13 protein-coding genes are annotated in these 11,992 nt (G+C 48.2%); 4 read left to right on the top strand and 9 right to left on the bottom strand.

Features of this window, described 5'->3' with window-relative positions; translation table 11 throughout:
• Positions 1 to 147: 147 nt before the first annotated feature.
• Positions 148 to 1,503 carry an A/G-specific adenine glycosylase gene (gene mutY / locus QVE09_RS28590; RefSeq protein WP_315939560.1) on the bottom strand — a complete coding sequence of 452 codons (1,356 nt, stop codon included), beginning with the start codon at positions 1,501 to 1,503 and terminating at the stop codon, positions 148 to 150.
• A 29-nt stretch (positions 1,504 to 1,532) separates the two neighbouring features.
• The gene (acpS, locus tag QVE09_RS28585) at positions 1,533 to 1,931 is read right to left on the bottom strand and encodes a holo-ACP synthase (protein ID WP_315939559.1); all 399 of its coding nucleotides are present in this window, start codon (positions 1,929 to 1,931) and stop codon (positions 1,533 to 1,535) included.
• A 249-nt stretch (positions 1,932 to 2,180) separates the two neighbouring features.
• Here acpS and QVE09_RS28580 point away from each other — a divergent pair, with 249 nt between their 5' ends.
• Positions 2,181 to 2,996 carry an alpha/beta hydrolase family protein gene (locus QVE09_RS28580; RefSeq protein WP_315939558.1) on the top strand — a complete coding sequence of 272 codons (816 nt, stop codon included), beginning with the start codon at positions 2,181 to 2,183 and terminating at the stop codon, positions 2,994 to 2,996.
• A 161-nt stretch (positions 2,997 to 3,157) separates the two neighbouring features.
• Here the strand turns inward: QVE09_RS28580 and nadE are convergent, their stop codons facing one another.
• From nadE to QVE09_RS28565, 3 genes are all read right to left on the bottom strand, one after another.
• Entirely contained in the window at positions 3,158 to 3,967 is an 810-nt protein-coding gene (gene nadE / locus QVE09_RS28575; RefSeq protein ID WP_047841401.1) for an ammonia-dependent NAD(+) synthetase, read from the bottom strand.
• Positions 3,968 to 4,105: 138 nt separating this feature from the next.
• Positions 4,106 to 4,540, bottom strand: a complete 435-nt coding sequence (locus QVE09_RS28570) for a BrxA/BrxB family bacilliredoxin (RefSeq protein ID WP_315939557.1) — start codon at positions 4,538 to 4,540, stop codon at positions 4,106 to 4,108.
• A gap of 221 nt (positions 4,541 to 4,761) precedes the next feature.
• Positions 4,762 to 6,456, bottom strand: coding sequence for a two-component system sensor histidine kinase NtrB (locus QVE09_RS28565; RefSeq protein WP_315939556.1), 1,695 nt, complete (start codon positions 6,454 to 6,456; stop codon positions 4,762 to 4,764).
• Positions 6,457 to 6,651: 195 nt separating this feature from the next.
• Here QVE09_RS28565 and QVE09_RS28560 point away from each other — a divergent pair, with 195 nt between their 5' ends.
• The gene (locus QVE09_RS28560; protein ID WP_315939555.1) at positions 6,652 to 7,920 is read left to right on the top strand and encodes a BaiN/RdsA family NAD(P)/FAD-dependent oxidoreductase; all 1,269 of its coding nucleotides are present in this window, start codon (positions 6,652 to 6,654) and stop codon (positions 7,918 to 7,920) included.
• 148 nt (positions 7,921 to 8,068) lie between these two features.
• Here QVE09_RS28560 and QVE09_RS28555 read toward each other — a convergent pair whose 3' ends face one another.
• From QVE09_RS28555 to QVE09_RS28545, 3 genes are all read right to left on the bottom strand, one after another.
• The gene (locus QVE09_RS28555; RefSeq protein ID WP_315939554.1) at positions 8,069 to 8,455 is read right to left on the bottom strand and encodes a hypothetical protein; all 387 of its coding nucleotides are present in this window, start codon (positions 8,453 to 8,455) and stop codon (positions 8,069 to 8,071) included.
• A 109-nt stretch (positions 8,456 to 8,564) separates the two neighbouring features.
• Complete coding sequence (locus tag QVE09_RS28550; protein WP_315939553.1) at positions 8,565 to 9,812, bottom strand: ABC transporter permease; 1,248 nt, start codon at positions 9,810 to 9,812, stop codon at positions 8,565 to 8,567.
• Between the two features lie 21 nt (positions 9,813 to 9,833).
• A complete protein-coding gene (locus QVE09_RS28545; RefSeq protein WP_315939552.1) occupies positions 9,834 to 10,565 on the bottom strand; it encodes an ABC transporter ATP-binding protein in 732 nt (243 codons plus the stop codon).
• 193 nt (positions 10,566 to 10,758) lie between these two features.
• Here QVE09_RS28545 and QVE09_RS28540 point away from each other — a divergent pair, with 193 nt between their 5' ends.
• The gene (locus tag QVE09_RS28540) at positions 10,759 to 11,052 is read left to right on the top strand and encodes an AbrB/MazE/SpoVT family DNA-binding domain-containing protein (RefSeq protein ID WP_176873173.1); all 294 of its coding nucleotides are present in this window, start codon (positions 10,759 to 10,761) and stop codon (positions 11,050 to 11,052) included.
• A 1-nt stretch (position 11,053) separates the two neighbouring features.
• A complete protein-coding gene (locus QVE09_RS28535) occupies positions 11,054 to 11,446 on the top strand; it encodes a type II toxin-antitoxin system death-on-curing family toxin (RefSeq protein WP_315939551.1) in 393 nt (130 codons plus the stop codon).
• Positions 11,447 to 11,525: 79 nt separating this feature from the next.
• Here QVE09_RS28535 and QVE09_RS28530 read toward each other — a convergent pair.
• On the bottom strand, positions 11,526 to 11,992 hold a 467-nt coding region (locus QVE09_RS28530; RefSeq protein ID WP_315939550.1), incomplete at its 5' end, for a hypothetical protein.

Here is an 11,992-nt window from a genome sequence, read left to right as displayed (position 1 = left end):
TTGTGATCAGCATATTAGAGAAAAGACGTGGCTGGGTTGCTCGTACATGGCGACCAAGACTCCAGCACACGTCTCATACTTACTAAAAGGGATATAAGGAACAGAATAAACTCAGATTCTCCATCCTGCTCGTTAGCCCCTTCCCATTCAGGAATTCATGTTGTCATAGTTACCTGCAAAGTATTGACTGATCAGCTTCAGAAATATGTTGGGAAATGCCATCTTGTCCATATCTTCCGGACCGATCCAGCGGTAGGTCAAGCCATCGCCTTTACCTGTCAGTGTCAGCAACGGGTCACTAACCTCAGATGGTGCCAACATCTCTCCTTCGTTAAGCGATGCTGAGATGTTCTGCGCATTAGGCGTGCCTGGCTCCGATGAATGCGTTGTGGCTGACTCAGGTGGCACAGCTGATGATGAGGCTGTGTCCTCCCTTGTTGCCGCCTGTGCATCGTAGGCGGCTCTGGCTTCCGCTGCGATCAGCGGAAGCTCACTACTCTGGTCCTGCTCGGTACACTTGTACACCTGCAGGCTCCAGACAATGTGGCTGAACACATGCTCCGCATGGGTAGCCAGCCCTTCCGGGCGGGCAGCGAAGCCTTCCGCCCACAGACTGCCGGCCAGCAATGCCATGGCCGGCTCATCAGCCAGCGGCGCCGCCTTCTTGCTGGCTGCGGCGGGCGCCGCGAGCACATGCGGCAGCTCCCACATCCGGGCCAATAGGCCCGTGTCTGGGCGCTGGCGCACAAGCACTTGGCCGCGATGAGCACCGCGGCCCTCCACAATCGCGACCAGCCGCTGCTCAGGGCGCGGCGGCTTCGCCTTGGTCTTGACCGGCAGCGTAAGCTCTCTTCCGGCGATACGGCCGGAACATTGCTCCATGACCGGGCAAGTCAGGCAGTGCGGCGCTTTGGGTGTACACACCAGCGCGCCAAGCTCCATCAGCGCCTGATTGAAATCACGCGCCCGCCCTTCCGGAATGAGCTCTCCTGCGAGCTCTTCCATCAACAACCGGGTGCTGCCCTTCATAATGTCCTCATCGATGAGGAAGTATCGGGACAGTACCCGCATGACATTGCCATCTACCGCAGGCTGCGGCTGGTTGAAGGCAATGCTGAGAATGGCCCCGGCAGTATACGGGCCCACCCCTTTCAATGCAAAGACAGCCTGCTTGTCCTGAGGCATCTCTCCTCCGTGCAGCTCCATGACTTGTCTCGCGGCTGCCTGAAGATTACGGGCACGGGAGTAATAACCGAGTCCCTCCCAATTTTTCAAGACGTCCTCTTCGGGTGCCTCCGCCAACGCCTGCACGGTCGGGAAATTCCCGATAAAACGATTGAAATACGGAATTACCGTATCTACCCGAGTCTGCTGAAGCATAATCTCCGATACCCATGTGAAATATGGATTGTTGTGGCGACGCCACGGCAAATCCCGTCGGTTGACCATATACCAGTCCAGCAAATTCACGCTGAAATGTTGTTTCTGTTCCTGTAAACCCATATTTCCGTCCTCTCCTATTGCCAAGCTAGCTACTTTTCTATCTGCTCCACGATCGCAAAGGCCGCTGCCAATTCCGTCTGATGCGTAATACTCAAATGAATGTCATATTGCTTATCGTATGGCAGCTGCAGACGTTCCCAGGCTTGACTGGACAACGAGGCCACTGGACGACCTGTCCCATCAGGCAGTACCTCAATGTCAGTAAAGCCCATGACGCTACCAATACCGCAGCCAAATGCCTTAGACACCGCTTCTTTCGCAGCAAATCGACCGGATACAAACTCCGTCATCCGCTTCCCTCGACGAACCGCGATCTCCCGCTCTGCTGGCGTTAAAATTCGTTTTATGAAAGCCTCGGCATGGCTACCGGACAGCAGCTTGCGCATACGTCCAATCTCCAGCACATCATTACCAATGCCATATATCATCAACGCTTCACCCGCTTAATCTTTTATACTGTAAAGGTAGTTCAAAAAGTTTCATCTTCTTGGTACTGAAAACCGCTCTTTTTGAACATGCATTGTAAAAGATCTCCATTCAATCACATGATCCGTAACTCTCCGAACACGTATTCTATTGTAGCAGGAGGGGCGCCCAGAAGCGAGTACCTATCCGCATTACCATATATGCTAAAATATGAATCAGGAGTCGTCTGAAATTCTGAGGAGGTCTGAATAATGCCCATAACTTTTGAATTGCCCACTGATGTAGATGCGATCATTCGCGGGGACTTTTTCCCTGCACAACAACGCGCTCAAGGTGTCATCATTCTGGCTCATGGATACAAAGGCTTCAAAGACTGGGGTATGTTCCCCTACGCAGCTTCACAGCTAAGCCAGACGCATCATGTGCTGACCTTTAATTTCTCTCACAACGGTATCGGCGAATATCTGGAGCAATTCTCTGAACTTGAAAAGTTCGCAGTGAATACCTACAGCCGGGAGCTTGCCGATCTGGCCCTGGTACTGGAACATGTGGCTACACAACCTGAACTCACTGGACTTCCTGTATACCTGGTTGGCCATAGCCGCGGTGCGGGCGTAAGTCTCGTCTATGCACTGGATCATCCCGAGCAGGTGGCAGGTGTCATCTCCTGGAATGGCGTAACCAATCTGGATCTCTTCACAGCAGAGCAAAAAGAAGAAATGCGTACGCATGGCCGCAGCCATGTCGTTAACGGACGAACAGGCCAGCAGATGCCACTGGACGTGTCTATACTGGAAGACCTGGACAAGCATAGCGAACGTTACGCTATTATTGACCGCTTGGCTTCTTCAACTTTGCGAGTCGCACTCATTCAGGGAACAGAAGATTCCCAACGTCTGCTGGACGGTTCTGTCGCACTTGTGCAAGCACGCCCTGATATCCCATGGCACCAGATTCCTGATGGGAACCATACCTTTAATACGGTACATCCATTTAAAGAAACCACTCCACAACTGGAGCAAGCCATCACCCAAACCCTGCAACAGATCAAAGACTGGAGTAGCTAACTCATCTTTAATATAGTAGTCACCTGGATTTTTGCGATTTCTCGTTCCACATAACAAAAAGAGTCACTGCGTGAGCAGTGACTCTTTTTGCATTCCCTAAGAGGGACGTTATTTCAATGTTGGTGTTAACAGCTTATAACGATCATGCTCATCCATTCCTATTAGATACCAGGAATGGCATTGCGTTTGTGATGTGTCCGTGTATAGAACGCTTCGAGGCGCTCTTGTGCAGCCGGATCGATCTGTTTGCCTTCGAGATAGTCGCTGTTCGCTTCATACGAAATTCCCAGCTCATCTTCGTCCGTCTGACCTTCCCATAACCCTGCGGATGGTGCTTTGTCCAAAATAGCCTGTGGAACGTTCAAATATGCTGCCAGCTGGCGTACCTGACGTTTGTTCAGGGTGCTCAGTGGTGTGATATCCACAGCACCGTCGCCCCATTTCGTATAGAAGCCTGTAATGGCTTCAGAAGCGTGATCCGTACCTACAACGAGCAGGTTCTCTTCAAACGAAAGCGCATATTGCATAACCATACGAGTTCTCGCCTTCACGTTACCTTTGCCTTGGTGAGTCATATGGCGTGGGCTGCCCAAGGATTTGAAACCTTGCTCCACTTCCAGCGCAATCTCGTTAACTGCATCTTCGATATTGGTTTCCACGACATGCTTCAGATCGTATGCTTTGGCTACAGCGTAGCTGTGGTCGATATCGGATTGTTCACCATAGGGTTGGAATACCCCCAGTGTTTTGTACTCTTGGTTATTCTCTTGAGTCAGCTCGTCCGTCGCTTTTTTGCAAAGCGCCGTAGCCACTGCACTGTCAATACCGCCGCTGATCGCAATCAGCAAACCCTTGGCACCCGCATTTTTCACATACGTCTTCAGAAAATCAACACGCTTGCGTACTTCCTCTTCTTCATTAATGCTTGGTTTAACCTTCAATTCAGCGATGATCTGTTGTTGCAAACTCATCGTTCACACACCCCGTTTCTAAATGAATGAAATTTGATGTCCAGCTTGAAAGCTCCGAATGGTTCAATAACCTTATCTATCCAAAATGAAACGCCCCGGCATCGGTGATCCGAAGGGCGGGGCGTTCTATGGAGCGAATTAACGGCAGTAACGGTCAAATGCACTTTTGAGATCAGCCGCAATATCCTCTGCAGAACGGTCTTCCACTTGATGACGCTCGATAAAGTGAACGAGTTCTCCGTCTTTCATCAGAGCGATGGACGGTGAAGATGGAGGATACGGTGCAAAGAATTCACGTGCTTTTGCAGTTGCTTCTTTGTCCTGACCAGCAAATACAGTATACAGGTGATCCGGTGTAATATCGTGCTGAAGTGCTTCGGACACACCTGGGCGACATTGACCTGCGGCACATCCGCAGACAGAGTTAATGACAACCAGCGCTGTTCCTTTTGCATCCGGAAGACTTGCTTCCACTTCTTCAGGAGTACGCAACTCCTGGATTCCTAGACGAGTTAACTCATCCCGCATGGGTTGAACCATATCTTTCATGTATTGATCAAATGACATCGACATTCGGTTTCACTCCTTATAAATGGTTGTTCTATGATCTCGATAGAATTAAAGGCGAATAACTCTCCAAAACAACGTTACATTCATATCGAACATTATGGATGTAATGATGTGCTATTCCTATTATACATCCATAAGCAATGAAAGCAAGATTCAGAAACCGCCTGCGGAAAGGCTTCTTCCATAATATTATGTCTCAATGTCTGGCAAAATATGCTGAATGACTAACGTTCAAATGCCACTTTGAAGGTGGTTCCTTGGCCTTCCTCCGATTCCACGGTAATAGTTCCGTTATGTCGTTCCACAATACTCAGGCACATGGACAATCCAAGTCCGGTTCCCTTGGCTTTTGTCGTGTAGAAAGGTTCAAACAGCTTTTCCTTCTTCACCCTGGGTATACCCGGTCCTGTGTCACGTACACACAGTTCTACCTTATCATCCACTATCCGTGTCTCCAGTGTAAGCACGCCCTTCTCATTCATGGCTTCCATCCCGTTACGGGCCAGGTTCAACACCACCTGTTTGATTTCCTTTGAATTGAGATGCAGCTTCGGCACATTATGGGCCAACATGAGTTCAATACTCTGACCACGCAGGTTCGCATCCGCCCATAACAACGGACTCAGTTCATGTATGATATCATGCAGCTGGGATTCTTCTTTCTCGGCAATTCGATTCTGAGCCAAAGACAAGAAATCATTAATGATACTGTTGGCCCGGTCCAACTCTTCCAGAACGATTCGGTAATAGTGATCGAGGGAGTCTGGGCTCTTTTCCTGCATGAGTTGAAGAAACCCCCGCACAACCGCCATTGGATTACGCACCTCATGCGTTATGCTTGCAGCCATCTGCCCCACCAGACTGAGACGATCCACATTATCCAGTTCACTTCGCAACATCTCAAGCTCTGTGATATCCTGAATGATCAGCATGGCTCCTGTGACTTCTCTCGTATGTTCTGTTGAAAAGGCATAGATCGGTACGGTTCGGGACTGAAATACGTGTGCACCGTAACGAACCGTCAACCCACTAATCTCACCATGAACAATGGCTCTGCGAATGCTTTTATCCATTTTATCTGCCTGACCTTGTTCAACAAATTGACTGGCAGGCTGTCCAATGAGATCAGGCGTGGAGGTACAAGGTAGCTGCTCCCTTGCGGTTTGCTCCATCATCTCATTGACAAACATGACTGTGCCTTGTTTATCTACGGTGGCAATGGAAAGAGGCACTGCGTTCAGAATCTGATGAAGTTTCTCCGTTTCGGCTATGTATCGGTGGTGGACTTCCGAGAGATGCTGCTCCAGCCCGCGATAGTGCTTCATCCGTTCCAGCCATAGCAGACTCAGACTGCCCGCAACAATGGCTCCAGCGGTATATCCAAGTGCTGTAAGTATCATGTAGGTCGCAGAGTATGTGGATTCATTCTGGAGGGATGCGATCCATAACAGACTCGTTACAACCAGTTCCATTGTAATCAGGATGATGAGGATCGCCATTTTGCGAGAAGGTGTATTATGCTTGAATCGTTTGGCAGACAACCATACAATAGGATAGAGAAGAATGCCCGTATGAAGGAGAAATCCGTACAGATCATAGGGATGCGCAAAAAGAAAATAGAAGAGAATATGTAGAATGGACAGCGTTACGCCTATAGCGGACTTACAATACAAAATAACAAGTATCACAGGTACGATGCTTAATGATATGGATACGGCCATCGGGCTTGCATGGAGCGCAAACAGCAGACACAATAACATGCTCGCGACACTTGTCACAGCAAAACTGGTATGAACGGTTCCGGCATGTTCCATTCTGGCAATAGCCCGCTTGGAGAGTACCAGACGGAATAAGGGAATCAGAAATACCGCCGACCCTGCCAGCAGTACTTGTAAAAGCATGTCCTTTAACGCAACCACAATGCCATCTCCTCCTCTGCCTGCACATTCCCTCATGTATTTCTGATTAAAACATAGGCGACAGTATATTACAATATATCCCTTAAGACTGCACAATAGAACTGCTCATAACTCCATTATATTTCAGAAAAAGCCAGGAGTAGACACATTTTACGTAAAACAGACAAAATCAATGAAAAAAGAGGGTAATAACGTATGTATGATGTCATTGTAATTGGTGGTGGATCGGCGGGCCTGATGGCTTGCGTTGCTGCTGCCGAGCATGGAGCCTCCGTGCTTCTGCTGGATAAAGGAGATCAACTGGGTCGTAAACTCGGCATCTCTGGCGGAGGTCGATGCAATGTAACCAATGCCAAGGAAACGGATGAACTCATCCGACATATTCCGGGTAATGGACGCTTTTTATATAGTTCGTTTCAGAATCTGGACAACCAGGGAATCATGCGTTTCTTCGAGAATCTCGGAATTGCCCTGAAAGAAGAAGACAACGGCAGAATGTTCCCTGTAACCGATAAAGCGAAAACAGTTGTGGATGCGCTGGTAGGCAAAATTGTCTCCCTCGGCGTTGAGATTCGCACCAAAGAACCGGTTAAGGAACTCATTCAGAACGGTCAGCAGGTACAGGGTGTTAAATTGATATCAGGTAAAACCATTCTTGGGCGCTCTGTCATTATCGCTACCGGCGGCAAATCCGTACCCCAAACCGGATCAACCGGAGACGGTTACCCCTGGGCTGAGGCTGCGGGTCACACGATTACGGAGTTGTATCCAACCGAAGTGCCTATTGTGTCTGGGGAGAGTTGGATTCAATCCAAAGAACTGCAAGGTTTGTCTTTGAGGGATATCGCTTTATCCGTAGTGGATGCCAAAGGAAAAACAGTCATCTCTCATCGCGGGGATATGATCTTCACGCATTTTGGAGTGTCTGGACCGGTTGCACTGCGTTGCAGCCAATTTATCCGCAAAGTTCAGATGAAGTCTGGAAACCCACAGGTCATGATGAGCATTGATCTGTTCCCGGAGCTGTCCCTAGGTGCATTGGAAACACAGGTCCAACAGGTATTGGAACAAGAATCCCGCAAGGCTGTCAAAAACATCTTAAAAACATGGGTTCCTGAACGCATGATTCCCTTAATGATGAAACGGGCAGAGATCAGCGATGACCTCACGTTCCACCATTTCCCCAAAGGTATGTTAAGCAACTTGTGTGGCCTAATGAAAGCTTTTACCTTCCGTGCAGACGGGACGAGATCGCTCAAAGAAGCCTTTGTTACTGGGGGAGGAATCCACTTAAAGGAGATATACCCAAAAACAATGGAATCCAAGCTGCTGCCTGGACTATTCTTTTGCGGTGAAGTTTTGGATATTCACGGCTACACCGGAGGGTATAATATCACCGCTGCATTCTCCACGGGATATACGGCTGGCATGCATGCGGCTGAATATAAACACGCTAAACTATAATAGGTATTACACACTTTAAGCGCATGATGAATTGCTTCAGATGTCAAACACCCCGATATCCACATCTGGTGGACGATCGGGGTTTTTGGGCATTATGCCATTTTAGAAAAATTGGCTTGAACTGCTCATAGCTTGTGACATTTCCCTTCTATGCTTTGACACTGCCTGAAAATCCATCAGCCGAATCATCGTATGTCGGGTCATCGCTATAGTTATGTCTGCCTTGCTCTGTCTGGCTTCCCTGGTTTCCGCTCGCATACCCCTCATTCCAGTCCTCATTCACGAGATGAGCCGGAATCGATATATTCTGAAACTGATCCAGCTCTTCCGTTTGCGAGGCAAATACAGCACTTCCTCCATGAGATTGTACAATCTCTACGGCAGACTGAGGATCTTGGCGATCTGTGGGGATGTACAATTCCAGCGGGCCGGACTGATATGGCTTATATCCCAATTCCTCCAAGGTTGCCCTGGCGGCATTCAACGCTGAAACATCTGTGAAGTGCACCTGTAGTTCGCTATTATCCATCATCATCTCTTCCTCCTTGCTACAGCTAATCTCTCATCATCCATAGATGAGATTCTTCTTCTATAGCATGGGCAGATATAGCGCACGATATGCTCCGAATTAGAAAGGAATTCCTTTAGCCCCGGGTCAGCCGGACCCATCCGGCAATAGATAAGACACAGAGTCCAAAAGCCACTGCACCTGCGGCTGTCAGAATACCGACGATCCAGCCGAGCCAGGCCAACCCCAGCGCGAATCCCATAAGAATACCAATCGGGATGAACAACATCCGAACCATCATTGAACCTGCAAGATGCAGCGCCTCCGAGTCATACGTTATGAGCTGAGCATAGTCGGACGTTGCAAAAACATCCCAGGAACGATACAACATCATCGTCAACATGATGATTAATAACGCACACACAATGACATTGACCGGAAAAGGTGGTAATGCAACTGCTGCGATGGATAGTCCGCCAAGTTGCAGATACAATTTCATCGTGGCCGAGTTCCTGAAAAATGCCTTGAATGCAATCTCCGCTGTCCGATTCGCAATGGAACGATTGCGTAACAGTTTACGCGGTTTGCGGAAGATAATAGAACGTGTTCGTGGGGCTTTCGGCTTGCTCACCGCCCGACTTAACATTAGAGCTGTAAGCTGCAGCCTGCTCCGCAGATCCTCCCGCACATCCCCTTCAAACGTTCCCTTCATCAACAGCCTCATCTGTCCAACTGTAATCAGAAGAAGCATGATAATTACGATTCCAAATATGATTTTCCACGTCTGTCCGTGCATCCATGATGTCGTATTAATGGTCATATAACCTATGCCAATGACGAGAGGGATCATCTGAATCCAGCGCCGCCATCCTGTATGTCGAACCTTCGTCATATGTAGTGTTATGGCTTGAAATGAAGCTACTGCCCCAAACCAGACAGCCATAAGTGCAATCTGGAGATTCGACATCTCATAGACACGGGACCACAGGGGTGCGGTCAGCGCTGTAATCAGGATCATTTTGCCCAGATGTTGCAGACAGGACCGGTAGAGCCCTTGCCTCATTAACGTGCGCATCCACAACGGCCTTGATTTCAGAAACAATACATCCGCTTCCTCCACAAATATCAACACACCACCAGTAAGCATAACCACGTCGATCAGCCCAGTCAGTACGGGAAGCGGTAATCCTGTCGCCCATCCAGGCAGTGGTTTGGTCCATAGACTCGTGTACCATCCAATCAGATAGAGCAGACCCGGAACAAGCAGGTATACCCACACCGTCCAATCCACGACGAGTCTGAGATTTTTCATCTGTTCCCTGAAATGCTCTTTGCGTCTTCGTCTGTATAAACGAAGTGGGGTATAACGCTGGGAAGTTCCCATCCTCTCTCACCCTCTCTCTATCTAAGACGTCAGTATATCAAAACAGTCAAACAAAGAGGCTTCCGGCAATCCTGCCGTTTCACGGATCTCATCCAATGTTCCCTCGGCAGCAGATCTGCCCGAAGCAATCAAAATAAACCGATCGCAGATTCGTTCAGCGGTATCCAGCACATGCGTAGACATGAGCACACCCGCGCCGCGGCGACGTTCATCATCAAGTAATTTCAGAAAATCCTTGGTTGCACGGGGGTCCAGTCCGATGAACGGCTCGTCCACGATATAGATATCGGGCGAAGACAGAAATCCGATCATCAGCATCATTTTCTGCCGCATGCCCTTCGAAAAACTGGCTGGAAGATCATTCCGAACGTGGTCCATGCCGAAGCGAACCAACAGTTCCTCCGCTCTGGCGACAAAGACCTCTTCCTCCATTTCATACGCCGCTGCGGCCAAATCAAGATGTTCCCATAGGGTCATATATTCGTAAAAAACCGGTTGCTCCGGGATATAGGCATAACGACCATCTCCTCCAATCGTCACTTCATAGTTCGCATGTTCCAGCAGACCAAGCAGCGTTTTGATTGTGGTACTTTTGCCCGCACCATTGGGTCCGATAATGCCTACCAGTTCTCCTCGCCCCACATTCATTCGAATATTGCGTATGGTCGATTGTCCCGGCTCGTATCCTGCCTCTGTAATATGTACGTCCAATATGGACTCCTGTATGGCTGTACCTTCATGCTCTATTTTCATATCGAACACTCCTGTTCTGATTTGGGGCTTGTTAGTTCATCTCATTTTATTGTATACGAGTTGTGTGTTGTTTGTTTGATCATTTCAAGCATTTTTAAGTACAAATTATGTTATAATGTTAGAACATATTAACGTTATTATATACTTACGTATTACTTTCATAATTTGGATCATACTATAGGAGGAATATATCATGAATGGTGGGGCTCAGATGAAAGAGGAGCATTCCAAAAGAAAAATTCTTTCTCGTAAAATAGGCAAAATGGGAAACAGCTTGGGCATTAGCTTGCCGAAGGTTTTGATTGATAAGCTCCATGTTTCTCAGGGCGATGAGATTGAATTTATTGAAAACAGCCAGGGAGAAATTGTACTAAAAAAGGTTAAACAAATGAAAATACCCGAACATGTAAGACCCGAAGTACTGGAAGCTTTCTTTGACGTTTTCGAAGAAGATGAGGATATCCTTAATGATTTAAGGGATCGTTAAGATGACCATATTCCTTACCATTGAAGAAGTAGTAGCCGCTCACCATTTTATGATGAAGAAGATGAATGATACAGCACAAGCTGGAGTTAAGGATTCTGCTTTGTTGGATTCTGCGATAAATAGACCTCTCCAAAGTTTGTTTGGAGAGGATGCCTACCCTTCCATATTTGATAAAGCTACTGCCTTATTAGAGTCATTGGTTAAAAACCACTGTTTCTATAACGGAAATAAACGTACAGCTTATCTTGTAACCAAGTCCTTTCTGCGAGTGAATGGCTACCATTTGCAGATGGAACGTAAATATGCCGTAGAATTTATGGTCAACATTGCCGAAGGCGAGTATACATTTGAAAAGATAGTGCGCTTATTAGAAGAACATTCAGAAGAACGCTAACTCATATGTCTTATAAGTGCAAAAAAGAAGCAGGGGTTCCGGAGCCCCTGCCTCTTCATATTACAGTGAAAATCTCATATTACCGATTTGTCTCCACCACAGATATAGTTTCGCTCTCTGCATCCGCATCCACGTTCAGACCCAGATCCAGTGCTCCACGGCTTTCGCTCGCAGTGCTGCTGTTCACGTTACGCTCATGGTCATTCACGCTGTTGTTGCGTTCAGTTTGAGCTACTGTAGCACTCTCTCCTTCTGCTTTCGCGTTCAGACCCAGATCCAAGGCTCCGCGGCTTTCGCTTGCATAGCTGCTGTTTACGTTACGCTCGCTGTCTTTCACGCTGTTGTTGCGTTCAGTATGAGCTACTGTAGCACTCTCGCCTTCCGCTTTCGCGTTCAGACCCAGATCCAGTGCTCCGCGGCTTTCGCTCGCGTAGTTGCTGTTTACGTTACGCTCACGGTCATTCACGCTATTGCTGCGTTCAGATTGAGTCCACGTTGCACTCTCTCCTTCTGCTTTCGCGTTCAGACCCAGATCCAAGGCTCCGC

Origin of the sequence: Paenibacillus sp. ClWae2A (genome assembly GCF_032452295.1) — a bacterium.
In the GTDB taxonomy this organism is placed as follows: Bacteria; Bacillota; Bacilli; order Paenibacillales; family Paenibacillaceae; genus Paenibacillus.
This window is presented reverse-complemented; position numbering and strand designations above follow the sequence as displayed.

What these genes read in the sequence shown, in the direction of transcription:
- QVE09_RS28580 (WP_315939558.1), top strand. Translation starts at nt 2,181, where the DNA reads ATGCCCATAACTTTTGAATTGCCCACTGATGTAGATGCGATCATTCGC.
- QVE09_RS28560 (WP_315939555.1), top strand. Translation starts at nt 6,652, where the DNA reads ATGTATGATGTCATTGTAATTGGTGGTGGATCGGCGGGCCTGATGGCT.
- QVE09_RS28535 (WP_315939551.1), top strand. Translation starts at nt 11,054, where the DNA reads ATGACCATATTCCTTACCATTGAAGAAGTAGTAGCCGCTCACCATTTT.
- nadE (WP_047841401.1), bottom strand. Translation starts at nt 3,967, where the DNA reads ATGAGTTTGCAACAACAGATCATCGCTGAATTGAAGGTTAAACCAAGC.
- QVE09_RS28550 (WP_315939553.1), bottom strand. Translation starts at nt 9,812, where the DNA reads ATGGGAACTTCCCAGCGTTATACCCCACTTCGTTTATACAGACGAAGA.
- acpS (WP_315939559.1), bottom strand. Translation starts at nt 1,931, where the DNA reads ATGATATATGGCATTGGTAATGATGTGCTGGAGATTGGACGTATGCGC.
- QVE09_RS28540 (WP_176873173.1), top strand. Translation starts at nt 10,759, where the DNA reads ATGAATGGTGGGGCTCAGATGAAAGAGGAGCATTCCAAAAGAAAAATT.
- QVE09_RS28555 (WP_315939554.1), bottom strand. Translation starts at nt 8,455, where the DNA reads ATGATGATGGATAATAGCGAACTACAGGTGCACTTCACAGATGTTTCA.
- mutY (WP_315939560.1), bottom strand. Translation starts at nt 1,503, where the DNA reads ATGGGTTTACAGGAACAGAAACAACATTTCAGCGTGAATTTGCTGGAC.
- QVE09_RS28545 (WP_315939552.1), bottom strand. Translation starts at nt 10,565, where the DNA reads ATGAAAATAGAGCATGAAGGTACAGCCATACAGGAGTCCATATTGGAC.
- QVE09_RS28570 (WP_315939557.1), bottom strand. Translation starts at nt 4,540, where the DNA reads ATGTCGATGTCATTTGATCAATACATGAAAGATATGGTTCAACCCATG.